At 54.7% G+C, this 22,684-nt stretch carries 27 protein-coding genes, 1 tRNA gene and 2 pseudogenes; 12 read left to right on the top strand and 18 right to left on the bottom strand.

Features of this window, described 5'->3' with window-relative positions; translation table 11 throughout:
* Positions 1–12 precede the first annotated feature (12 nt).
* Positions 13–1,293 (top strand): serine--tRNA ligase, encoded by a 1,281-nt coding sequence (serS, locus tag RX972_RS18680; protein ID WP_099271212.1) that lies wholly within the window; start codon positions 13–15, stop codon positions 1,291–1,293.
* The gene (gene cysG / locus RX972_RS18675) at positions 1,294–2,688 is read left to right on the top strand and encodes a siroheme synthase CysG (RefSeq protein ID WP_099271211.1); all 1,395 of its coding nucleotides are present in this window, start codon (positions 1,294–1,296) and stop codon (positions 2,686–2,688) included.
* 127 nt (positions 2,689–2,815) lie between these two features.
* Here the strand turns inward: cysG and RX972_RS18670 are convergent, their stop codons facing one another.
* The 7 genes from RX972_RS18670 to RX972_RS18640 all read right to left on the bottom strand — a co-directional run bounded on the left by RX972_RS18670 (position 2,816) and on the right by RX972_RS18640 (position 7,074).
* On the bottom strand, positions 2,816–3,823 hold the full coding sequence (locus tag RX972_RS18670) for a glutathione S-transferase family protein (RefSeq protein WP_231675755.1): 1,008 nt from the start codon (positions 3,821–3,823) through the stop codon (positions 2,816–2,818).
* A 94-nt stretch (positions 3,824–3,917) separates the two neighbouring features.
* Positions 3,918–4,919: a glycosyl transferase family protein gene (locus RX972_RS18665; protein ID WP_316877595.1), complete on the bottom strand. Its 1,002-nt coding sequence runs from the start codon at positions 4,917–4,919 to the stop codon at positions 3,918–3,920.
* Positions 4,916–5,251, bottom strand: a complete 336-nt coding sequence (locus tag RX972_RS18660; RefSeq protein ID WP_027899213.1) for a TusE/DsrC/DsvC family sulfur relay protein — start codon at positions 5,249–5,251, stop codon at positions 4,916–4,918. The genes RX972_RS18665 and RX972_RS18660 overlap by 4 nt, the downstream gene beginning before the upstream one ends.
* Positions 5,248–5,544 (bottom strand): sulfurtransferase complex subunit TusB, encoded by a 297-nt coding sequence (gene tusB, locus RX972_RS18655; protein WP_027899212.1) that lies wholly within the window; start codon positions 5,542–5,544, stop codon positions 5,248–5,250. Before tusB ends, RX972_RS18660 begins: the two co-directional genes overlap by 4 nt.
* Positions 5,544–5,906 carry a sulfurtransferase complex subunit TusC gene (gene tusC, locus RX972_RS18650; RefSeq protein ID WP_122394818.1) on the bottom strand — a complete coding sequence of 121 codons (363 nt, stop codon included), beginning with the start codon at positions 5,904–5,906 and terminating at the stop codon, positions 5,544–5,546. Before tusC ends, tusB begins: the two co-directional genes overlap by 1 nt.
* A gap of 1 nt (position 5,907) precedes the next feature.
* Complete coding sequence (gene tusD / locus RX972_RS18645) at positions 5,908–6,300, bottom strand: sulfurtransferase complex subunit TusD (RefSeq protein ID WP_027899210.1); 393 nt, start codon at positions 6,298–6,300, stop codon at positions 5,908–5,910.
* Positions 6,301–6,402: 102 nt separating this feature from the next.
* Entirely contained in the window at positions 6,403–7,074 is a 672-nt protein-coding gene (locus tag RX972_RS18640) for a Bax inhibitor-1/YccA family protein (RefSeq protein ID WP_027899209.1), read from the bottom strand.
* Positions 7,075–7,196: 122 nt separating this feature from the next.
* Here RX972_RS18640 and RX972_RS18635 point away from each other — a divergent pair.
* Positions 7,197–7,284: transfer RNA gene (locus RX972_RS18635), tRNA-Ser, on the top strand.
* Positions 7,285–7,413: 129 nt separating this feature from the next.
* Here the strand turns inward: RX972_RS18635 and RX972_RS18630 are convergent.
* A pseudogene (locus RX972_RS18630) lies at positions 7,414–7,748 on the bottom strand (integrase); the annotation flags it as partial.
* On the opposite strand from RX972_RS18630, the pseudogene RX972_RS18625 reads away from it, so the two are divergent.
* Positions 7,721–8,202, top strand: a pseudogene (locus RX972_RS18625) (transposase); the annotation flags it as partial. The pseudogenes RX972_RS18630 and RX972_RS18625 sit on opposite strands and share 28 nt — an antisense overlap.
* Positions 8,203–8,206: 4 nt before the next feature.
* On the opposite strand, the gene RX972_RS29560 reads toward RX972_RS18625, so the two are convergent.
* The 4 genes from RX972_RS29560 to RX972_RS18610 all read right to left on the bottom strand — a co-directional run bounded on the left by RX972_RS29560 (position 8,207) and on the right by RX972_RS18610 (position 10,079).
* A complete protein-coding gene (locus RX972_RS29560; protein ID WP_410478245.1) occupies positions 8,207–8,506 on the bottom strand; it encodes a CopG family ribbon-helix-helix protein in 300 nt (99 codons plus the stop codon).
* 150 nt (positions 8,507–8,656) lie between these two features.
* Positions 8,657–9,499 (bottom strand): hypothetical protein, encoded by an 843-nt coding sequence (locus tag RX972_RS18620; protein ID WP_316877594.1) that lies wholly within the window; start codon positions 9,497–9,499, stop codon positions 8,657–8,659.
* Between the two features lie 12 nt (positions 9,500–9,511).
* Positions 9,512–9,727, bottom strand: coding sequence for a hypothetical protein (locus tag RX972_RS18615; protein WP_027899207.1), 216 nt, complete (start codon positions 9,725–9,727; stop codon positions 9,512–9,514).
* Positions 9,728–9,836: 109 nt separating this feature from the next.
* The gene (locus tag RX972_RS18610; protein ID WP_316877593.1) at positions 9,837–10,079 is read right to left on the bottom strand and encodes a phage virion morphogenesis protein; all 243 of its coding nucleotides are present in this window, start codon (positions 10,077–10,079) and stop codon (positions 9,837–9,839) included.
* A gap of 242 nt (positions 10,080–10,321) precedes the next feature.
* On the opposite strand from RX972_RS18610, the gene RX972_RS18605 reads away from it, so the two are divergent.
* From RX972_RS18605 to RX972_RS18590, 4 genes are all read left to right on the top strand, one after another.
* Complete coding sequence (locus tag RX972_RS18605) at positions 10,322–10,537, top strand: type II toxin-antitoxin system RelE/ParE family toxin (RefSeq protein WP_410478244.1); 216 nt, start codon at positions 10,322–10,324, stop codon at positions 10,535–10,537.
* Positions 10,538–10,552: 15 nt separating this feature from the next.
* Positions 10,553–10,834, top strand: coding sequence for a HigA family addiction module antitoxin (locus RX972_RS18600; protein WP_316877592.1), 282 nt, complete (start codon positions 10,553–10,555; stop codon positions 10,832–10,834).
* Between the two features lie 82 nt (positions 10,835–10,916).
* The gene (locus tag RX972_RS18595; RefSeq protein ID WP_316877591.1) at positions 10,917–11,348 is read left to right on the top strand and encodes a hypothetical protein; all 432 of its coding nucleotides are present in this window, start codon (positions 10,917–10,919) and stop codon (positions 11,346–11,348) included.
* Positions 11,349–11,351: 3 nt separating this feature from the next.
* Entirely contained in the window at positions 11,352–11,792 is a 441-nt protein-coding gene (locus RX972_RS18590) for a tetratricopeptide repeat protein (protein ID WP_316877590.1), read from the top strand.
* Positions 11,793–11,942: 150 nt separating this feature from the next.
* On the opposite strand, the gene RX972_RS18585 is transcribed toward RX972_RS18590, so the two are convergent.
* The gene (locus tag RX972_RS18585) at positions 11,943–14,333 is read right to left on the bottom strand and encodes a membrane-bound PQQ-dependent dehydrogenase, glucose/quinate/shikimate family (RefSeq protein ID WP_316877589.1); all 2,391 of its coding nucleotides are present in this window, start codon (positions 14,331–14,333) and stop codon (positions 11,943–11,945) included.
* Positions 14,334–14,585: 252 nt separating this feature from the next.
* On the opposite strand from RX972_RS18585, the gene RX972_RS18580 reads away from it, so the two are divergent.
* Positions 14,586–15,500, top strand: a complete 915-nt coding sequence (locus tag RX972_RS18580) for an SGNH/GDSL hydrolase family protein (protein ID WP_316877588.1) — start codon at positions 14,586–14,588, stop codon at positions 15,498–15,500.
* On the opposite strand, the gene RX972_RS18575 is transcribed toward RX972_RS18580, so the two are convergent.
* Together RX972_RS18575 and RX972_RS18570 are read right to left on the bottom strand one after the other, a co-directional pair.
* A complete protein-coding gene (locus tag RX972_RS18575; RefSeq protein ID WP_316877587.1) occupies positions 15,490–15,924 on the bottom strand; it encodes an SMI1/KNR4 family protein in 435 nt (144 codons plus the stop codon). The genes RX972_RS18580 and RX972_RS18575 overlap by 11 nt on opposite strands.
* 76 nt (positions 15,925–16,000) lie before the next feature.
* On the bottom strand, positions 16,001–17,017 hold the full coding sequence (locus RX972_RS18570) for a LysR family transcriptional regulator (RefSeq protein WP_316877586.1): 1,017 nt from the start codon (positions 17,015–17,017) through the stop codon (positions 16,001–16,003).
* On the opposite strand from RX972_RS18570, the gene RX972_RS18565 reads away from it, so the two are divergent.
* A complete protein-coding gene (locus RX972_RS18565) occupies positions 17,009–17,395 on the top strand; it encodes a DUF4260 domain-containing protein (protein ID WP_122709131.1) in 387 nt (128 codons plus the stop codon). The two genes, RX972_RS18570 and RX972_RS18565, sit on opposite strands and share 9 nt — an antisense overlap.
* Before the next feature lie 101 nt (positions 17,396–17,496).
* Here the strand turns inward: RX972_RS18565 and RX972_RS18560 are convergent, their stop codons facing one another.
* A complete protein-coding gene (locus tag RX972_RS18560) occupies positions 17,497–18,294 on the bottom strand; it encodes an NAD(P)H-dependent oxidoreductase (protein WP_316877585.1) in 798 nt (265 codons plus the stop codon).
* 84 nt (positions 18,295–18,378) lie between these two features.
* Between RX972_RS18560 and RX972_RS18555 the strand changes: the two genes are divergently transcribed.
* Together RX972_RS18555 and RX972_RS18550 are read left to right on the top strand one after the other, a co-directional pair.
* Positions 18,379–19,299 carry a LysR family transcriptional regulator gene (locus tag RX972_RS18555; RefSeq protein WP_263267602.1) on the top strand — a complete coding sequence of 307 codons (921 nt, stop codon included), beginning with the start codon at positions 18,379–18,381 and terminating at the stop codon, positions 19,297–19,299.
* Between the two features lie 138 nt (positions 19,300–19,437).
* Positions 19,438–20,460 carry an NAD(P)-dependent alcohol dehydrogenase gene (locus tag RX972_RS18550; RefSeq protein WP_316877584.1) on the top strand — a complete coding sequence of 341 codons (1,023 nt, stop codon included), beginning with the start codon at positions 19,438–19,440 and terminating at the stop codon, positions 20,458–20,460.
* 292 nt (positions 20,461–20,752) lie between these two features.
* On the opposite strand, the gene RX972_RS18545 is transcribed toward RX972_RS18550, so the two are convergent.
* Positions 20,753–22,090: a GDSL-type esterase/lipase family protein gene (locus tag RX972_RS18545; protein WP_316877583.1), complete on the bottom strand. Its 1,338-nt coding sequence runs from the start codon at positions 22,088–22,090 to the stop codon at positions 20,753–20,755.
* A gap of 164 nt (positions 22,091–22,254) precedes the next feature.
* On the bottom strand, positions 22,255–22,596 hold the full coding sequence (locus RX972_RS18540; RefSeq protein WP_316877582.1) for a hypothetical protein: 342 nt from the start codon (positions 22,594–22,596) through the stop codon (positions 22,255–22,257).
* Between the last annotated feature and the right edge of the window lie 88 nt (positions 22,597–22,684).

The raw sequence follows: 22,684 nt of genomic DNA, 5'->3' as shown, positions 1-22,684 counted from the left end.
CGAGAGAACGATATGCTCGATTCCAAACTGTTACGTACCCAACTTCAGGACGTAGCGGATCGCCTGGCTTCCCGTGGCTTTACACTGGACGTTGCCCGCATCGAAGCGCTGGAAGCCCAGCGCAAGACCGTTCAGACCCGCACTGAACAGCTTCAGGCCGAGCGTAATTCCCGTTCCAAATCCATCGGTCAGGCCAAGCAACGCGGTGAAGACATCGCACCGCTGATGGCCGACATCGACCGCATGGCCGAAGAGCTCAACACCGGCAAGAAAGAGCTGGATGGTATTCAGGCCGAGCTGGACGCCATGCTCCTGAGCATGCCGAACCTGCCTCACGAGTCGGTACCGGTGGGCGCTGACGAAGACGAAAACGTTGAAGTCCGCACCTGGGGCACGCCAGCCTCGTTTGACTTTCAGGTTCAGGATCACGTTGCGCTGGGCGAGAAATACGGCTGGCTGGATTTTGAAACGGCCGCCAAATTGTCCGGTGCACGTTTCGCTTTGCTGCGTGGCCCGATTGCCCGCCTGCATCGTGCGCTGGCACAGTTCATGATCAACCTGCACATCAACGAACATGGCTACGAAGAGGCCTACACGCCTTATCTGGTTCAAGCGCCTGCGTTGCAGGGTACCGGTCAACTGCCGAAGTTCGAAGAAGACCTGTTCAAGATATCCCGCGAAGGCGAGGCGGATCTGTACCTGATCCCGACTGCGGAAGTGTCGCTGACCAACATCGTGGCCGGCGAAATCCTCGACGCCAAACAGATGCCTTTGAAGTTCGTGGCTCATACGCCTTGCTTCCGTAGTGAAGCGGGCGCATCGGGTCGTGATACCCGCGGCATGATCCGTCAGCACCAGTTCGACAAGGTCGAGATGGTGCAGATCGTCGAGCCTGAAAAATCCATGGAAGCCCTGGAAGGCCTGACTGCAAACGCTGAGCGCGTTCTGCAGTTGCTGGAGCTGCCTTATCGCGTGCTGGCGCTGTGCACCGGCGACATGGGTTTCAGCGCTGTGAAAACCTACGACCTGGAAGTCTGGATTCCTAGCCAGGATAAATTCCGCGAGATTTCGTCGTGCTCCAACTGCGGTGACTTCCAGGCGCGTCGCATGCAGGCTCGCTGGCGCAACCCGGAAACCGGCAAACCAGAACTGGTTCATACCCTGAACGGTTCGGGTCTGGCAGTTGGCCGTACTCTGGTTGCTGTGCTGGAAAACTACCAGCAGGCTGACGGTTCGATCCGTGTGCCGGACGTGCTCAAACCTTACATGGGCGGCCTTGAGGTCATCGGCTAGATGGAATTTCTGCCGCTGTTCCATAACCTGCGTGGCAGCCAAGTGCTGGTCGTGGGCGGTGGCGAGATTGCATTGCGCAAATCCCGCCTCATTGCCGAGGCCGGTGCTGTCATTCGAGTAGTCGCGCCAGAGATCGAGCCACAACTGCGTGAGCTGGTTGAGAAAAGTGGCGGGCATCTGATTCTGCGTGGCTACAACGTCAGTGATCTGGACGGTTGTGTGCTGATCATTGCTGCCACCGATGACGAGCCTCTCAACGCTCAGGTGTCTCAGGATGCCAAGCGGCGTTGTGTACCGGTCAACGTGGTGGATGCGCCTGCTCTGTGCAGCGTGATCTTCCCTGCCATCGTGGATCGCTCGCCTCTGGTCATCGCGGTTTCCAGCGGCGGCGACGCTCCGGTGCTGGCGCGTTTGATTCGTGCCAAGCTGGAAACCTGGATTCCGTCGACTTATGGCCAGCTTGCTGGGCTGGCGGCGCGTTTCCGTAGTCAGGTGAAGAATCTGTTTCCGGACGTCACTCAGCGTCGCGCCTTCTGGGAAGAGGTTTTCCAGGGCCCGATTGCTGACCGGCAACTGGCCGGGCAGGGCGCTGAAGCCGAGCGTCTGCTGATCGCCAAGATTGCAGGCGATGCGCCGCATGCTCCCGGTGAAGTTTATCTGGTAGGTGCAGGTCCGGGTGATCCTGACTTGCTGACCTTCCGTGCGCTACGGCTCATGCAGCAGGCCGATGTGGTGCTGTATGACCGCCTTGTGGCCCCGGCAATTCTGGATTTGTGCCGACGCGATGCCGAGCGTGTCTATGTGGGCAAGCGCCGCGCGGAGCACGCAGTGCCGCAAGACGAGATCAACAAGCAACTGGTTGATCTGGCCAAGCAGGGCAAGCGCGTTCTGCGGTTGAAGGGCGGTGATCCGTTCATCTTCGGCCGTGGCGGTGAAGAGATCGAAGAACTGGCCGCTCACGGCATTCCCTTTCAGGTCGTACCAGGTATCACGGCAGCCAGCGGTTGCGCGGCGTATGCCGGTATTCCGCTGACTCACCGTGACCATGCGCAATCAGTACGTTTCATCACCGGGCACTTGAAAAACGGTACCAGTGATTTGCCGTGGAGCGATCTGGTAGCGCCTGCACAGACCCTGGTGTTTTACATGGGCCTGATCGGTCTGCCGATCATCTGCGAGCAACTGATCAAGCACGGTCGATCCGCTGATACGCCGGCAGCTTTAATTCAGCAGGGCACCACCTCCAGTCAGCGGGTGTTTACAGGCACCTTGGCCGATTTGCCACGAATGGTGGCGGAGCATGAAGTCCATGCGCCGACATTGGTGATCGTGGGTGAAGTGGTCAAGCTGCGCGAGAAACTTGCCTGGTTTGAAGGTGCTCAGGCTACGGTCTAATGCATCTGAGCACGGCGCTAACTGGTAGGAGCGAACTTGTTCGCGAGGCGTGAGGCCTGATTCACCGCGCAAACCCCTCGCCAACAAGTTGCCTCCTACCTGTCATAGCGTTGAGACAGTGCCAAGGTCACACGCCTGTCTTGTTCCAGATCCCACGTCCCGTCAGTCGCTCACGATCATGTGCTCTGCCCAGATCCTGCTGCGGGCCTTTAGGCACAACAGCTGTCGGATTGATGGTGCCGTGGCTTTCGTAGTAGTGATGCTTGATATGCGTGAAGTCCACCGTTTCGGTGATGCCCGGCCACTGATACAACTCCAGCATCCAGTTGCTAAGGTTCGGATAGTCCGAAATCCGTCGCAGGTTGCACTTGAAGTGCCCGTGATACACCGGATCGAAGCGCACGATGGTGGTAAACAAGCGCACGTCTGCTTCAGTCAGGTATTCACCCGCCAGATAGCGCTTCTCGCCCAGCAGCTTTTCTAACGCGTCGAGTTCGGCGAAGACATCATCGAATGCCTCTTCATAAGCACCTTGAGAGGTGGCAAAGCCCGCACGGTACACGCCGTTGTTCACTGCTGGATAAATACGGTCGTTCAGCTCATTGATTGGCGACTGCAGAGCGTCTGGATACAGGTCCAGACGATTACCGGTCAGGTCGTCAAAGGCACTGTTGAACATGCGGATGATTTCCGCTGACTCGTTGCTGACAATGCGCTGCAGTTTTTTGTCCCACAGCAGCGGGACAGTGACCCGGCCGGTGTAGTCGGCGGTGTCAGCCAGGTAGCGCTGATAGAGGAATTCATGATTGTCGAGTGCATCGCCGGTCGAGCCTTTTTCGGAATCGAAGGTCCAGCCGTGTTCACGCATCAGCCAACTGACCACCGAAACGTCGATCAGGCTTTCCAGCCCTTTCAGCTTGCGATAAATCAGCGTGCGGTGAGCCCAGGGACAGGCCAGGGATACGTACAAATGATAGCGCCCGGCTTCGGCCTTGAAACCGCCTTCACCTGACGGTCCTGGTTGACCGTCTTTAGTGATCCAGTTGCGGCGTTGCGCCTGCTCGCGCTGAAACGCGCCATCTTTGCTACTTTCGTACCACTGGTCTTGCCAGCGTCCTTCGACGAGAAGGCCCATATCAAACTCCAAAATGATGTGCTTAAAGCGTTGGAGGAGAGTCTAGGCCGATTCGTTCGAACAAATAACGCAAAGGATCGGGAGTAATGATCGGTTAAATTGATGTATTCCGGTTTTTCCAGAACACTTCAGCCTGTGCAAATGCCTCTGGGCGGGGCAATCCCAAGCCACGCAGGGCCAGCGCCATCGTCGAAATCAATGCCAGTTGCGGATAGCTGTCTTCGATTTCACCTCTCCACAATGCCACGAGCTGCTGCGGATCGAGAGTCGCCGGTTTTACATGTCGACGGTCCGAAAGGGCAGGCCATTCTTCATCCCATGGCTGACCGTCGGTGGTGCCATAGAGATGGCTGATAGTGTCGGGATTGATTTCCACTTCGCCGCCATCGCCTTTGATAACGATGGTGTGATTGCCCAGCAAGCCGCTGGCGTCACGATGAACGCTTTGGTAGCCCGGGTGGAAAATGCTTTGCAGGCCGCACCGTGCGTTGAGCGGATTGAGGATACGAGCCAAAGAGTGAATCGGCGAACGCAACCCCAGGGTGTTACGCAGATCAATCATGCGTTGTAATTGCGGAGCCCAGTCGCCCAGCGGAAAGAACGCCAGATTATGCTGTTGCAGCGCCTCGTCCACCGCGTGCCAGTTACGGCACAGCGGAATGCCCAGCAGACCCAGCAGCTGTTCGGTGTACAAGCGCCCGGCAGTATGCGCGCCGCCGCCATGCATGAAGACCCGCACCCCATTCTCAGCCAGGCATTTGGCTGCCAGCAGGTACCAGGGTAAATGGCGCTTCTTGCCCGCATAAGTGGGCCAGTCAATATCGACCTGAAGTGGCGGGGCGTTCAACCGTTCGCGCAATGCCTCAGTGAAGCCCGCCAGTTCCTCCGGGCTTTCTTCCTTATGCCGCAGCAGCATCAGAAAAGCACCTAACTGGCTTTCTTCGACCTTTTCGTCAATGAGCATGCCCATGGCTTCCCGTGCTTCTTCGCGGGTCAGATTGCGGGCTCCACGTTTGCCTTTGCCCAGGATACGGACGAATTGGGCGAACGGATGTTCGGCGGGTGTTTCAAGGACGAGCGGGGCGTAGTCGTTCATATGCAATTAGTCGGCTTTGGCAGGCCCGCCAGTTTGGCGGCGAGTTTGGCGGGAGTGCCGTTGAACAGGCGGTTAAGGTGCATGCTGTTGCCTTTTTCCGGACCGAGCTTCAGGGCGGTGTACTTGATCAACGGCCGGGTCGCGGGTGACAGCTGGAATTCGCTGTAGAAATCTCGCAGCAAAAGCAGCACTTCGACATGCTCGGGACTCAGTTCAATACCTTCCCGGCCGGATAGCGCATTGGCAACATCCATCGACCAGTCATCAAGGTTTTGCAGAAACCCGTCTTTATCCAGCGCAATGCTTTGCCCCGACACGTTCAACTCGTTCATAGCCACGTGTTGACCTTATCGAAGCGAATCGAGAGTTCGACGAAGCCTGGGTAGTCGACGACTCGCACCCAGGCTGGCGCCGCCATGCTCCGCGCCTGAATATCCTCTTCAAGCACAAATACCTGGTTAGCGCTTAGCGCCTGCAGCGCCTCAAGCGGCGCTGTTGAGTCCGCTAACGCGTAAGTGGCGTCGCCGCACAGCAGCACGCCGTCAGCCGCGCCGAGCAGACGCAGGCAACTGGTCAGGCGGCTGTCGGTGAAGGGCGAATGAGATAAAACGTGCAAAGTCGACATCAGATTGTGATCACGTGATCGTAGCGGTCAATGAGTGCGGCGATTTCTACAGATTGCGGCAACTGAATAATGTCCTCATCCACCGCTTCCTGCAGGATGCCGCGCTCGGCAAGGCTCGTGCCGCAGGCGTAGATATCTTCCACGCCAAACATCGAAAGCGCCTTGAGGTTGGCGGTCAGGTCTTTCTGTTGCAGGGCCTTGGCGTTCTGCTCCGGCAATAACTGAAAGACGCCATCGTCCAGAAACAACAGGCCCACGGGCAAATCATAAGCGCCACCGGCCAATACGATATCCAGCGCCTCGCGTGCGCCCGGTCCGGACCAAGGTGCCTGGCGGCTGATGATCAACATTGATTTAGCCACTTCAAGGCCCTCCGAAACAGATCACTCGATCAGCGGTTTGCGCCGCGTCGTGTAACTGGCCCAACCCGGATAATTCCCACGGGGCGAGCAGATTGGCCGCGGGCCGCTGATAGCGCTGCGCCTCTTCGGCATTGAGCACGCCACGGCGCAAGGCAGCCGCGATGCACACCACACCGTCAAGTTGATGCTGGGTGATGAACTCGCGCCATTGCGAGGGCAGGTCCTGTTCGTCCTGAGGCGTGACGACATTGGCCGAAGCACTGTGAACGCCGTCCTGATAGAAGAACAACCGCACAATCTCATGCCCCCCGGCCAGCGCCGCCTGCGCAAACAGCAGGGCGCGGCGCGAGGAGGGCGCATGGGCTGCGCTGAACAGATTGATCGCGAACTTCATGACAGGCTCTGAGCAGAAAACTTGACCAATGATAAAGAATTCACGGGCACTAGACAGCAAAAAGCCCGCTAGGCGGGCTTTTTGTTGAAGCAGGGCGACTCATTAGTCGTCGCGGCTCATGATACCGAAGATCTGCAACAGGCTGACAAACAGGTTGTAGATCGATACATACAGGCTGATGGTCGCCATGATGTAGTTACGCTCGCCACCGTGAATGATCGCGCTGGTCTGGAACAGAATGCAGACCGACGAGAACAGCACGAAGCCAGCGCTGATCGCCAACTGCAGGCCGCTGATCTGGAAGAACATGCTCGCCAGTACCGCTGCCAGCAGAACAAAGAAGCCAGCGGTGATGAAGCCACCGAGGAAGCTCATGTCCTTGCGGGTAATCAGCACGTAAGCCGACAGACCACCGAACACCAATGCCGTCATGGCGAATGCCGAGCTGACCACTTCAGCGCCGCCCTGCATACCCAGGTAGCGGTTGAGGATCGGGCCCAGCAGGAAACCCATGAAACCGGTCAACGCGAACGCCGACACCAAGCCCCACGCCGAATCGCGCAGTTTATTGGTGAGGAAGAACAGCCCGTAGAAACCGATCAGCACCACGAAAATGTTTGGGTAGCCAACGCGCATCTGCTGCGCGACAAAAGCCATGACACCGCTGAAAGCGAGGGTCAGAGCCAGAAGGCCGTATGTGTTGCGCAGGACGCGGCTAACCTCTAGCTGATCGGCCTGCACGCCGTTATTAACTGCGTAATCCTGTTCGCGCATGGCGAAGCTCCTGGTGGTTGAAATGTGAAGTTGCAAAGATCATAACAGACGACTTGAAATCAGCCACCCAGAGAGTTTGACAGCGTGTTTCATTCCGGTATTATGGCGCCCGCAATGCAAACGGAAGTATGGCCGAGTGGTTTAAGGCAGCAGTCTTGAAAACTGCCGACTGTAACAGGTCCTAGAGTTCGAATCTCTATGCTTCCGCCATTTTAGATACGTCAAAGCCCTGATTATTCAGGGCTTTTTCGTTTGTGGGGTTTGGTGGCGCAAGGCCGTTAAAGTCGTCGATACGTCCGCAACTCTCGCAGGCGTCCGCAACTCTTTGCTTTTGAGAGCCTACCGAGTCGGTTTCACTACTTCCCCTACACGCCTATAAACGGTCTCGGTTATCCGCTTATCCGTGTGGCCAAGTAGCCTGCTGGCGTCTCCCAGATCGTCAATTTCACTCGCTGCTTTCGGCCGGATGTCCCTGAATTGGAATTACCTGATGCTTTCAGCCAGTTCCCGATCCAGATCCTTGATGGCTTGGTCAGCCGCTTTTTGACGGGCATCGTCGAAGCGTCGACGCAGCATTGGAGCTGAAACGCGTAGCCTCCTTCAGTGACAATCAGGTACGGCCCTCGGATACCTCTATCACGCCGCTGTGCCTTCAATCGTTCGATTAGCACTCCTGGAAGAACAGAATGCCCTCCTGCTTCAGCGTCTGTTCGGACGTAAGTCCGAGCAAACAGGCGATGTAGAGACGCCGCAACTGGTCCTCTTCAATGAAGTCGAAAGCGTCGTCGAGCCTGTGGCCGAAGCTTCAGATGTAGAAGTCGTTGCACCAATCAAGCGCCGCGGTAAACGCAAGCCACTGCCTGCCGATCTACCGCGCATCAAGATCATCCACGAACTTCCCGAACATGAGCTGACACACGTGTGCGGTTGCCGCAAACACACTATTGGCGAAGAAGTCAGCGAGCAGCTCGAAATCGTGCCGATGCAGATCCGTGTGATCAAACACGTTCGCAAAGTTTACGGTTGCCGCGACTGCGAGGTGGCGCGGTCACTGCTGACAAGCCGGCCCAGCTGATTGAAAAAAGTATGGCCAGCCCAAGTGTTCTGGCGATGCAGCTGGCCCAACGAGCCTTTATCGTTTCCAGATTAGTGTGTCTGCCAGCATTGATGTCGGAAGCCCTTCCGCAATGGCTGCTGAGTGCCAGGATAGTGTTCTCCCGAACACTACTTGCACCTCGGCATCGCTGGCAAAATCAGCAGCGCCAGCTTCCTGCACTGCGCGATGCAGTTCAGCGATTTGCTCTTCATCTCGGTCCATGTACCAGCGTAGAGCTTCAGTAATGATTTCTGATTCGCTGCGGTTGGTACGCCGGGCCAATTGTGAAAGGAGGGTAGCAAGGTTTTCGGATAGGCTAAGAGTGAGTTCTTGCAGGGTGATACACCTTCAAACAAGCCATTGATTCATGCTGATTAGGATTGAAATAATCCACGGCTTTGAATTGTCTGAATATAAAGCCGAAAAAGTCGCCTTTAGGTAAGGTAGCTATCAGCTCAGTATTGTGGAGCTGCCGGTTCTAGATGGCTAAGCAGTGGCTTCGCCCTTTGTTATAATGACTTCATTTTTCTTGAATTGATGCCATATGTCAGTTTCGAACTGAGTCATCGATACGATGTTTTTCTGAAGTAGCGTTATAGAAAAAAGGTTTGTTATTTCGTCTATTTTCTCTGCTTGACGGATTTCGGCATCCTCTGTGCCATCGAGCAACCCCGCTGCATCAAGACGCTTTGATTGGATTTCATCAAAAACTTTCTCATACAGAGTTGTAAACTCTGCAGTCAAGTTGTCCTTGTCACGATAGCCGCTCAAAATCGGGATTATCGAGAAGCCTTCATCAAAGTACGATTCCTGATTTTGCAGGCTCCCGATGCTTGCAACGCAGCCGATATAAACCTTTCGGTCCTCCATGCTAAACATGTATAGCTGTTTGTCCGAGAAGGATCGTAGTAATAAAAGCTGGTGAGCGCTCAGGGGTAGCATTGTCTCCAAAATGAAAACTTTTGTAAGCGTATCGGACTTTAGCTTATAGCGCAGTTTTGTAATTTCGAAGTTTGACTTTGCGCAGTAGTAAGCGAGAAAGGGTGAGCTTATTACGCAAAACATTACAGTGGAGAACAGATCTTTATCTTGCTCGCTCGTGATGCCTCGCTTTGCCAGGAAGCCTGACAGTCCAAAGAATCCGTCGGTGAGATATTCGATAAGGAATGAAACAATGAGAGTTGGCAATACAATAAATATGCCGCGCATTGCAATATGCAGATACAAGGTCTGACCTTCAAATCTTGAGATCAGCGTACGGTCATAAAAATTGGTTCTGCAGTATATGAAGCCACAAATCAGAATCGGCAGGACGAGCAAAAAACCCATAGGTATTGCTTATTAAGTACGGTTGTAGACGGCGGATTTGGCTTCTTTACAGGCTTTCTGGAAGTCGGGGTCGTGCAAGATGGAATCAGTCGCCATGTAGACAGCTCCCTTCGCGCTGACTCGGACTTCACCATCCATACGGTTGAGACGATTTGCGACGGCCAGCAGCTCTTTCGACGGGGCAGGCGCAAGACGGTTGATGAAGGATGCCCAGATGCTTTTACTCATGATGAATCCCTATTCGTCATTACTGTCGCTTTAGCTCAGGCTAGCAGCTTCTACGCTGCTTGTCCTGAGATGTTGGCGACCTGTAGGCAGCGAGTGAAAGCCTATCACATCACCAATGAGCAAAAATGTAAGACCTTTCCTGAATTCTTTTATACCCACTGGACAACCGCGCGCCGCGCCCGATCCGTCCCTGCTTAGCGCGCGGGTCGCGTTGTTTGCGTGGAACGAAGGGCGTGCCATCCGGTTTGTGCTGGCTGGCAATCCGTTGCTGCTGACTACAACGCAACTGTTGCGCCAGGTTGGGGAGCGGCGCGGAGCGGCTGGTACGCCAATTCTTCCCCAACGTCGCCACGCTCAGCTACTTGCGCGTTGCTGAGGTGATGGTTCTTGTCTAAAGAACAACCCGAATATCTGCTGCATTGCTTGGGCTTCGTATTCCCTCGTCTTAAGCATGCGAGCCAAACAGTCGTTATCCGAACATCTTAATGCTTGCAAGCTGTGAACAACCCTTTCACACTCCGAGCTTGGGCGTTGATCAGAAGTTTCAGGACAAGGGCCTTAAAGGCCTTTTACGAAACAACTACGACATAAGGCATAAGACCCGATCACGAAAAGCGTCTGCGCTTTGTGCTCGCTGCCTTGGACGAAGCCAGGAACCCCAATGAACTGGAGATGCCAGGCTACCGTCTGCACCCGCTCATAGGCCAATTGGCAGGGTTTTGGTCGAAGGTCGTAATCGATAATTGGCGGATAGTTTTTAGATTGATCGAAACGGACCTCGAACGGGTCGATCAATCCGACTACGGCTGAAAAGGAGGGCCAACGATGGCCATGCATAACCCACCTCATCCTGGCGAAACGCTCCATGACATGCTACCGGACCTGAACATCAAGATCGCCGAAATGGCGAGGCGTCTGTATTTTTCCAGGGAAATGCTTTCTCGTGTAGTGAACGGGCGATCGCCCATCAGCCCCGATCTAGCTGTGCGTCTTGAGCGTGCAGGTTTGAGTACTGCCCGGTTTTGGCTAGGGCTTCAGCTCGACTACGATCTGTGGCAGGCAGAGCACCGACAGCAACCAGCCGTGGATCGCCTTGTCGCAGCGTGAGGCAGGTAAACCTGAGACGATGCAAGTTTAGATACCGTCCTGCCACGGCAAAATACACGAAAAATTAGTGACTGAGGACTTTATGGAAGACCTGGATATTTCAAACAGTGAGCTTTCCCAGAAAATTGTAGACCTGGTAGAGTCTGGTAATAGATTGGAAATTCAGAACAATCTTGTCAAGGCACTTGAAAAATATAATGAAGCGTGGGGTTTACTACCTGCCCCAGCTACGAAGTGGGATCTTGCCAATTGGATTTCTGACTGTATCTCGGGCTTGTTTTTCGATGTGGGAAACTATACGGAAGCCAAGCCATGGGCCGCTATTGCAATGGAAACCAAACCACCACGAGAAACTAGCAGTTTTATAAATTTTGCAAAAATATGTTATGAGCTTGGCGAAAAAGAGCTTGCCCTTGAATATTTTGACAACGCTTTCAAGCTGGGTAAGAAAAGAGCTTTTCAGGGGTTCGATAAAAAGTACCTGAACTACTATCTTGAGAATATAAAGGTATAAAACATGCTGGAACTTGATGACGAACTGTACGAGAAAATTTCTGAAATGAGCGAGTTGGGAAGCTCGTTTATGGATGATGGTGAATACCCAAGTGCATTGAATATTTTCGAAGAAGCACTTAGTTTATTGCCCGCTCCTTGCGACACTTGGGAAGCCTACACTTGGCTGAAAGCTGGCATCGCTGACGCGCTTTTTGGCATGAAGGACTATGAGCATGCCATTGAGGCCCTCCATGACGCGATGAATGGGCCTGAAGGTGCATTCAACCCTTTCATCATGATGCGCTTAGGGCAGTCACTTCATGAACTGGGCAAACCTGGAGGTGTCGATTATCTGTGCAAAGCTTATAGGCTGGAAGGTGAGGAGATTTTCTCAGAAGAAGATGAGAAATACCTGAACCTTGTAATGCATAGTTTGGCAGTTAATAAAAACCAACTTCACTAGCTCAAAATAAAGGCATGTCACTCAAGACAATCAAGCTGTGACAGCCAAAGCTCTCCCCATGGGCATGTGAGGTCTGTCGAAACCCTTCAAGACAGAAGTCTATACGTTGCCCACAGGTCGCAATCTGCAGGCCTGCTCAGCGCCTGGTAATCAGTTCAACTTGAAAGCAATCACGCTGTCGCCCATTGTCGTACCGAGGGAGCCGTGACCGCCAGCAGCAATGACCACATATTGTTTGCCATCACTTCCCATATAGGTCGATGGAGTCGCCTGGCCGCCCGCTGGCAATTCGGTCTGCCAAAGAATTTCTCCGGTATTGATGTCGTAGGCGCGAATGAAGCCATCTGCGGTTGCGCCGTGGAACGCTAATCCTCCTGCCGTGATCAGTGGCCCACCGTGCGCCACCATGCCCATTTGGAAACCGATCGGAAAGCGTCCTGGCAGGAAACTGGTATTCAGGTTTTTGGTCGTTCCGATGCGGCGCATCCACTCCGTTTTACCGGTGTTCAGATCAACCCCAACCATGCGGCCCCAAGGGGGAGCGATGCAGGGGATACCCAGATCAGAGGCAAACTGCTGAATCCTGATCGCGTAGTCGCCCTTGAAGTTTTCATTCCAATAGGGCTTTCCTTCTGCACTAAACAGCCGCTTCTCTTCGGTCCCCGGCGTTCGTTTGATCAGCGTGTATTTGTAAGCCAGGCGCACGGGGGCGCCAATCAGGATCTGTCGTTGCGGGTCAATCGCCACCGAGCCCCAGTTAAAGACGCCGATGTTTCCCGGAAATACCAGCGTCCCGGATTCGGTGCTCGGCGTCCATGGATTGCCATCGTACCGAAGCTTCTTGAAGCTGGTACGACAGGACATCTGATCAAACGGTGTCAGGCCCCACATGGATTTTTCGTTCAGCGGCTCAGGAATGAAGTTGAGCCTGGAGACTGGCTGACTGGTCGCGAAACGCTCACCGGCCACACCGCCTTCAGCCGACGCCTTAGCCTGATCAATAGGAATAATCGGCTCACCAGTCAATCGGTTGAGCACGAAGATATTACCGACCTTCGTTGGCAGCACCACAGTGGGCAGCTTATTGCCGTCCTTGCCGAGATCAACCAGCGATGGTTGCGACGGGTTATCGCGATCCCACAAGTCGTTATGAGAGGTCTGGAACTTCCATTTGAACGCGCCAGTTTTCAGATCCAGAGCGACCAAGGCGTCACGAAATTTTTCGGTATTGCTGGCCGGGTCGCGTCGAATACCGAGTTCATCGGGAGAGGCATTGCCGAAGGGGACGTACACCAGGCCGTTCTGCAAGTCGGCACTCAGCGTGCCCCATGCCACCGGCGTGTCTTGTGGGTAGTCGTGGTCAGCAGCAATGGGCTGGGTGGATTCAGGCGTGGCAGGATCGAAATTCCAGACCAGTTTGCCGCTGAGGACGTCATACGCCCTGATCACGCCGGACGGATTACCGGCGTTGTAGCCATTGTCCATCACCGAACCACCGACGATGATCAGGTCGTCGGCCACCAGCGGAGCAGCGGTTTGCATGAGAGCGTGGGGGCGGATTTCGCCCATGTTGTCGCTCAGGTTGACCACGCCGTTATGACCGAAGTCGCTACAAACCTTTCCCGTATCGGCGTCCAGTGCAACCAGCCTCGCATCCGCTGTTGCGGTAATGATGCGCTTGTCGCAGAGCGCCGAAGCGCTAGTCACTGATACGTCGCCGTTTCGAGTGCTGGAGGACGCCGCAGCGTAATAGCTGACCCCTCGGCATGTCTGATGTTGCTGCAGGTATGAACGGTCCTTCTGAGGCTCGTACTTCCACTCCAGCTTTCCCGTCTCGGGGTTTAACGCGTGCACCTCATTGTGCGCAGTGCAGACATAAACCCGATTGTTTACTTTTAACGGAGTGGCTTCAAAAGTGTATTCGCTGGCGTCCTTCGCAGGATCACGCAGGTCGCCGGTGTGGTACTCCCAGGCGACCGTGAGTTTTTTAACATTCCCCGCGTCGATTTGATCAAGTGCAGAGAATCGCTGACCGTCGTTGGTGCCCCCGTAGGCAACCCAATCCTCTGCCGCGCCACTGGCTGCCTTTCCGGAAACCGGGTTAGTGATCTTGCCCTGAACAGGGTAGGGGTCGTAGAACATGATGCCCACAACGATCACGATCATCACTGCCACCGTGCCGCCAAGGAACGGGTGAAAGCTACGTGACTCTGCTGGCGTCTGCGCGAGGTACAAACGGCGCACGACGCAGGGCAACGCAAGCCAGAACCCCAACAACGCGAACAGATCGCCACGTGGAATCCACTGCCATTTGTCGAACCCCACCTCGTAGATGATCCAGATCAGAATCGCCCACATCAGTAGTGCATAGAGCGTGAGTGCTGATTTTTTCTTTAGAAATAACAACACTGCAGTGATCAGCACGCCGAGCCCGATCAAGGCATAGGCAGGACTCCCTCCAGCCGCAACCAAAGCGCCGCCCATGTACAAAATGGCGACAGCGAATAGCGCCATGACGATACTTGTTATTTTCAGCACCATGATCTAAATGCCATCCATTCAAGCTCCCAATGACAAGCAGACCTGAATACGGCACGAATCGTTCGGTGCGCGGAGAGGGCGGGGCGTAGATATCTAATGATCCCTGTGCACAAAAAAATCCTACCGCTCGGTGGATTTGGCTATGGGTCGCCAACAGGTCAATCTCTACGGTGTCAGGTAAAAACAGGTCGTAATTATCGTCAGACAACGCGTTCCATTTGGTAGTCTCAGGCGAGATCCGGGAGACTTTCAATGAATCGACGCGTTTTTTTGGCCGCTCTATTGGCACTGACTGTATCAACTGCCTTTGGCGCTCCTACCTTCGACCACCTCTATGCATTCGGTGACAGCTACTCTGACAATGGCGCGGGTCAGAACTTCACTCGAACACTGTCCATGCGGAAGGTCAAAGATGCGCAAGAGCTGCCTGGCTCTTTGTATTGGGAGGGGCGGTGGAGCAATGGTCCCACTGCCGTCGAGAGTCTGGCCCATACCTTGAACGTGCCCTTGACCGACTACGCGATTGGCGGAGCCAAGAGCGGTCACGGAAACTACTATGCCTGGATGGAGCCGTTTCGTGACACCGGAGTTTTCGGGCAAATCAACGATCATCTGAAAGCAACCCCTACACACAAAGCTGATCCGAATGCGCTCTATTTCATTTTCGTTTCAGCTAACGACTTTTTCGAATGGGCCGACTTTTCGCACCCCGAGTCGGTTGATGTGCTCAGCCAGAAAAGCGTGGCTAACATACAGAACGCTACCGAGACATTGGTTACAGCAGGCGCGAAGCACGTAATGGTTGTGGGAAGTACGGATTTGAGTCATGTGCCGGCTGTGGTGCAAGGTAATCAAGTTAACCATGCAGCACGATATCAAAGAGTACTCGAGCAGAAGCTGCCAGCCGTGTTGGCAAAAACAGCGAAAGCCAGAAACGTTAATATCATCTATTTTGATCACCTGGCCTTCAGCAACAAGCTTCGCGCTGCACCCGCCGTTGCAGATTTCAAGGATCTGGACACCCCATGCCAGCCTACGTATCCGGACGTCAAGCCTGTGTGTGAAAGTCCAGATACCCATTACTACTGGGATGAATGGCACCCGACTCGCAAAGTCCATACCCTGGCCGCCGAGGCGATGTTTGAAACGCTAAAAGCTAGTCGTTGACGTCGCCATGCTTTAGCAACTGCCGAATAAATATCTCGAAACTCGGTACGCTACCCATGGCACTTTCCCACTCCATCGGAGCGAACATGACTGAGCATACTGGGAAGGGCGGTCCTGAGCGCGTATCGAACCCGATCATATCCGGGCCACCGTTGTCGCCAAATCCAATAAATCCCGGCAACCACTTTGCGACCTCGTAATCACGATTGTTCTCGATCGCCTTCAACGCCGACCAAATACGGACGTAGCGTGGATATCCCGACATATCTGCTTCGCCGCCGTCGCTCAGACGGAGCAGCTCTAAATACTCACACGGCAACGGGACCGGAGTTGCGGCGATCAGGGCTTCGATGGAAGATTCAGTAGCTGGCGGATCGCATTCGAACTGATAGTCGCCGCTTAATAGTAACGTTCGTAGATCCATTCGATACTCCTTATAAATTGGCGGTGGCTGAGTAGGCTCATTCAGTGCCCTGACCGCGCGACCCTATGTGTAAGCATCAGCGAAATATCTGGCTGTTCTGCGAATGCTCGCGTAACGCTTCCGCGATGGCATTGAATACGACCTGGCAGCGAGCGCTGTTACGGAGGTCTTCATGCATCGCCACCCATGTGTCCATTTGCACCGAAAATGCTGATGGAAGCACTCGAGTCAACGCTGAGTCGCGGGCTGCAATTGTCGATTGGCACACGCCAATGCCGAAACCGGCTCGCATGACTGCCAATTGTGCAAGTTCACTGTCGGCACGAAATGCCAGGCCCGCGCGCGCAAATATCGGGAACTGTTTCAGGAATCCTCGAATAAAGGCGTTCTCTCGGTCGAAGCCAATAAGGGTATGGCTAATGAGGTCTTCGAGTGAATCAGGACTACCGTGGATAGCCAGATAACTGCGATGAGCATATAGCCCGACCTCTATACCACCGACATGTCGTGCGATTAGCGCATTCTGAGTAGGCCTGTGCATCCGAACCGCGATGTCTGCGTCCCGACGCAGAAGGTCATCAACCTGGTTAGAGAGCATCATCTCTACAACCAGCTCAGGGTGCCGGTGACGCAATGCCGACAAAACCGGCGGCAAGACTTCAACGCCGATCACTTCGCTGACTGTCAGACGCACCGTCCCACGGACATCGGTGTTGCCTTCACTTGCCTTGCGCAACAAAGCCGCCGACATTGCTGCCAGGCTGTGGGCGTAAGGCGCGATTTCATAAGCGGCACTGGTGGGACTGAATCCATCTGATGAACGAGTAAAAAGCTTCAGGCCAAGAGCAGATTCCAGGCCGTCAATGTGACGGCCCGCTGTGGGTTGACTGATGCCCAGGTTACGCCCTGCAGCCGACAATGAGCCGGTCTCGAGTACGGCAAGAAAGGTCCGATACCATTCCCAGCTTGGCTCGTGCTGAATCACAGGGCTATCCATTTTTGTATGGTTGGTATGCGATCTTATACGATTACGTTTTACAGATGTATCGTACAAAATTGAATGCTCAATCCCTGGAGAGCTTTCATGTCCCATTTAGCGCCATCGGCATCGCACACTGTTCTGTGGCAACGTGTAGAAGGGGGGCTCCTGTTTGCCACTTGCATACTGCTTTTTTGGCGCACTGGGCATGACTTCTCATGGTGGGAGTTGCTGGCAATTTTTTTCACGCCCGACTTGAGTATTCTGGGCTATGCGTTGGGCCCCAGAGTGGGGGCTTATTGCTATAACTCCCTTCATTTGTATGCGACTGGTGCTGCTTTGCTCGCGGCCGGTTTGATAGGGTCGATTCCTGATCTCGCCGCGGTAGGTGCTTTATGGCTCGCACATTCGGGCTTCGACAGAATGCTTGGCTACGGCCTGAAGCTGCCACAAGGTTTCACTTTCACCCACCTGGGTGTAATCGGCCGTTGAGAGTAAAGACCGTGCTTAAAGGACTTACTCTACTGCCGATTACCTACGGTGCTACAGCCGCCTGCACGGCTTGATAAAGAACGCTCAACGCCAGCGCATCTCTAGCCTTCAGCCGTCTTGTCTTCATCAATGTGGATGCCTAAATCATGACGGCCGGGTGCAATATGCGGCTTGAGGGTCAACGCTGGAATTTCATAGTCACCGGCGTTCTGGCGACGAAATGGCAAAGGTTGATCAACGAACAGGTTATCCAGCCGGGCAGCATAGGCCGTGCATAGCTGTTCGAACCGAGCGGCGTCCATTTTGCCGGTTTTATAGATTGGGAAGGGCGGCATGACGGTGAAGCCGGGGTAGAAAAGTACCCCATGCTGAATAGGGAAGAGCAGGTCATCCAGTGCACCGTTGATCCCTCTACCACTGTAGTGGGATTCCCACCCGCCCATGGTGACCACCAGCATCGCCCGCTTTCCAGCCATGCTGCCTTCGCCATAACGATCGCCCCAGTGGCTTTCGCTGTGTTCGCCGACACCGTAGGCAAACCCGTAGGCGTAGACGCGTTCGACCCAGCCTTTAAGGATCGCGGGCATCGAGAACCACCACAACGGGAATTGAAAGATCACAGCGTCCGCCCACAGCAGTTTGGCCTGCTCTTCCTCAATATCTAGCGGTTGGGTGCCCGCGGCGAATACGCGCTGCGATTCTATTGCCGGGTTGAAAGGTCTTTCGTCGTCATAGCCCGGGGCATCGTCCGTATCAAGAGGCGCTTTCCAACTCATCGCGTACAGATCCGAGACCTTGACCTCGTGACCTTCGTTTTCCAGGTGAGTGATCGCGAAATCCCTGAGCGACCCATTGAGGGAACGAGGTTCAGGATGGGCGTAGATCAGCAGTAGCTTCATGAGGAACTCCGTATGGATGGTGGCCTCACAGTACTGACGAACCCGGTATGATAGAAATGAATTTCCGAAACATATGGTATTTACATGCACAATACCTTGCGTCGTCTGGATCTTAATTTGCTGGTCACGCTGGATGCGCTGTTGTCTGAACAAAACGTCACACGCGCAGCGCGATTGCTCAATCTCGCTCAACCGACCGTCAGCCTGCAACTGGGCCGACTGCGGGAAATCCTCGACGACCCATTGTTGCTGCCCGGTCCCCGAGGGATGTCGCCTACCGAGCGTGCCCGTGAATTGCGCGGGCCACTGCGTGAAGCGCTGATAGCTTTGGAAGGCGCGCTGAATCCTGGTGCCACTTTTGAGCCAGCACTGTCTAGTCAGACGTGGAAGGTCGCTGCCAGTGATTACACCGCGACTGCTTTAGTCTGGCCGTCGTTGGCACTGCTCAGGCGCCTTGCCCCTAATACACGCCTGGCACTGTTGAACAAAAATCCCGCCACCCTTGCCAATGATATGGAGAACGGCCAGATCGATCTGGCGCTGCACACGCGCGATGACGCGCCGCCAAAGCTGCGTCAGCGGTCTTTGTTTCAGGAACGCTATGTGCTGGCAGGACGGCGCGATCATCCTGCTTTGGCAACCAGGCTATCGCTCAAAGCATTCTGCGGGCTCGAACATGCCGTTATGTCACCCAATGGCGCCGGGTTCGTCGGGAGTACTGACCAGGCACTGGCCGCTAAAGGTCTGGAACGACGCGTTGTATTGTCAGTGTCCACTTTCAACTCGCTCGTCTCGGCATTGATGCACAGCGACCTGGTTGCAGTGGTGCCTGAAAGGCTGGTGCGAGATGACCCGGCACTTCACGTCCAGGCGCCGCCACTCGCCATTCCGGGTTTTGAAATGCTCATGTTGTGGCCCGAACGACTGCACCGTGATCCTGCTCATATATGGCTACGCGACCTCATCGCCTCGACGTTGCAGACAGCCTCTGACTCAGTTGATTAATCAAATGATGGTAAGGGTATGGCTTCAAGCGAGGCAGCCAATCAGGGCATCACGCTCATGGCGGCTTCACGGCCGTGATCTTGTCAGCTGCAATCGACACATTTACACGTTCTTATTCATGAAACAGGAAATTACCCAATGAAAGCTTTTCAGATAGGTGCTCAGAATGGTCTGGACTCGCTGACCGCGACTACCCGCCCGGAATTGTCGGCCGGGGCAGGCGAGGTTGTCATCGCTCCCCGCCTTGTGAGCCTCATCAGTCGAGACGTCCAGATTCTGCGGGGTGTGTACGGCCCCATGCAGGCGCCTGATCGTATCCCTGTGTCCGAAGGCGTGGGAGAAGTCATTGCCGTTGGCGAAGGCGTTGAAGAATTCAAACCAGGTGACCGAGTCATCTGCGGTCATTTTCCCAACTGGCTGGACGGGGCGTTTCGCGCTGACGTTTTCAGCCATGATGTCGGTGTCAGCCACGACGGCTGGCTTGCTGAACAAGTTGTACTTCCGGCCGCAGCACTGATCCGTGTCCCGGAAGCGCTGATGGATAAAGACGTCGCCGCACTCGCGTCCGCCGGGCTGACCGCATGGAATGCATTGGTCGAGGTATTCAAGGTCAAGCCGGGCGAACTGGTTCTTTGCCTGGGCACGGGCGGAGTGGCGTTGGCAGCATTAAAAATCGCCAAGGTCCTGGGCGCGCGCGTGGCGATGACCTCTTCAAGCGATGAGAAGTTGGAGTTTGTTCGCCAACTCGGAGCGGACATCACCATCAATTACCGCACTCATACTGACTGGGCAGCACAATTGATGCAGCTTACCGGGAACGCAGGTGCCGACATTATCATCGAGACGGGCGGTCAGGACACGTTGGGCCAATCCATCGCGGCAGCGGCAGTGAACGGGCGTATTGCTGTGATCGGTGTAAGCCCTGGACAGCAGTCGCCAATACCTGACTATGTCTCGCTTATCCTGAAAAACGTGACAATCCGGGGCATCGCTAACGGCAACCGGAAAATGTTCGAAGAGCTCCTGCGCGCCATTGAAGTGAACGGCATTCAAACCGTAGTCGCCAAGACGTTCAAGTTCGACGAAGCGCCTGAGGCGTATGCCTATTTTGCGGCTGCAAAGCATATCGGCAAGGTTCTGATCGAGTTTGATAAGCGCTGAGACGATAAGCTTCGTGTTCCCTGCGTAAGAAAGACTGCTTAAAAGGCGAGGGCGTCCACTTGAATAGGTGGACACTTTCGCTTTTGGCTCCGGTGCCAGGAAGATGAGCGCCGCCCCGGTGTCCCTGATACCACGCTGTCTCGCGGCAAACATAGGACCTGTAGGAGCTGCCGAAGGCTGCGATCGCGGTGTCTCGGGATAAATGCATCGCAGCCTTCGGCAGCTTCTGCAGACAATGCATTTCAATCCAGCATTTTGCATGTATGGGGGCGTGTCGCCGAAGGCTGAAGGCTTAATTCGCCTCAGGCTTGAATAACCGCGAAATATCTACTTTTTCAGCCATCGCTTGATACCCGGCTCTATTAGGATGCAATTTGTCGCCGGTCCCGCCCACTGTGCTGTCCGCCACATATTCCTTTTTCATGCCGCCCGTCTCGGGGTCGAGCGTCGCTGCATCGAAGTCCGCGACAGCATCAAACAGGCCCGATGTGCGGATGAACTCATTCAGCTCTTGCCGCTTGGCGTTCTGCTCCGCGTGACCGTGTGCCGCGCTGGTACTGCCGAGGGCTGTAGTGAGCGTGCCCCCAATAACTCTGACATCTGGAAGCTGCGACTTGATTCGGCCCACAACCTCCTTCATTCCTGCCTTCACAGCTTCGGCGGAGGCATTGCCATTTTTGCTGAAGTCATTGATACCCTCCATCCAGATAACGCTGGTAACGCCGGACACACCTATCACGTCTCTTTCGACGCGCATTTGCGCAGAGGGGCCGCCTGAGAAGGGCGTCTGCGCAGAGTAGCTGGCCGGGCCAATCACCTGATTGCCGCCAATACCCGCATTGACAACCGATACCTTGTCGCCATGGACAGCGTGAAGTTTTCTCGAAAGGACGTCTGACCACCGATCATCGCCGTTCAGCGTTGTACCTGTGCCGTCAGTGATGGAGTCTCCAAAGGCAACAACGACCTTGGTATCGGCTGGCGCCATCATGTCAACGGCATCCAGGAAGTAGGTAGAAGTCGTACTGAACGGGAAAGCTGTTTCGCTTTCGGATTGGCCGACAGAACCTGCTCCCGGCTGGCTGACATAAGAGGTATTGAGCGCTTTGGCGTGCCATGTCATCGGCCCGCTCTGACCTTTGATATGAAAACTCACTGCCAGCCTGCGCCCATTGAGTAATGGGGCGTCATCAGGCTTCACAAATGGCAATGCGATGGGATCACTCCAGGCCGATGATCCGGCGGGAATATCAACGCTCGGCTTCCCTGCGAAAGAAACCGGCTGATTGGTGCCCTTCAATACGGCTGAACTGCCTTGCTGTAGTCCGGCGTAAATGCCATCAAAGGTGACGGGGCGGGTGCCCAGCACGTTGGACAGACGTATCCGCATGTGCGTCCCCCAGATGTCCGGTCGCACCATCAAGCGGAATGTCTGATCCTGCGCACCTTGCTCAGGTGCGGGGAAGGCGAGACTCAAGTCTGGCTGCGCAGAGGGATTGCCTGTCGGATAAGGCCCTTGAACTGCGCCTAGCCACGCAGCCACCCACTTGTCATTCGTCTCGGCCTGGGCCGCTGTCGGGAGGAATACGGAGATCAGAACCATTGAAATACACGCCAGCTTTTTTCTCATGGTGACTCCCTCATTTTTTGTCGGTCTTTTAGTATCGGGGGGGCGGGTACAGGTGCATCTACCCAGTTCGAATGCTGAAGCGCTTGCAATCGATTTATAGTTAACAGGAGTGACGGGAGACGCAGGTATTGAGTTGCTTGCGGCGACCCCATTGACCTGCGTATCTATAGAACATTCTTCTTACTGGCATATCTGATCAGTGCTATGACAGCGAGTGCCAGACTTGCATACAAACAAAATTCACTGATCTGTGAGGCTGTATCAAGCATTGATCGATTGTCCGCGTTGCCTCCGCCCCCACTGATGCCGCTGGCGCTTCCGCCCAAATAAATAGCGCCCGACGCCAGACACAAGACCATGAATGAAAGCGACATTTTAAATAACGTACCCGCGGTGAGTACATTTGAGATGCCGCCTTTGGTATCCGCGTTGACGACCCGGAAAATCACGACAGACAGATAAGCCAACCCAGCAAGAGCGACTGCGAAAAAAACAAAAGTGACCATTATGCTTACCCACTTCCAGATTGTAGTTCGATTTATCATCGCAGAGGGATCGCCAGACTGAAAGCCCGAGTGACAAGTTTTCGGGATC

The organism is Pseudomonas syringae group sp. J309-1, assembly GCF_032582135.1.
In the GTDB taxonomy this organism is placed as follows: Bacteria; Pseudomonadota; Gammaproteobacteria; order Pseudomonadales; family Pseudomonadaceae; genus Aquipseudomonas; species Aquipseudomonas quasicaspiana.
This window is presented reverse-complemented; position numbering and strand designations above follow the sequence as displayed.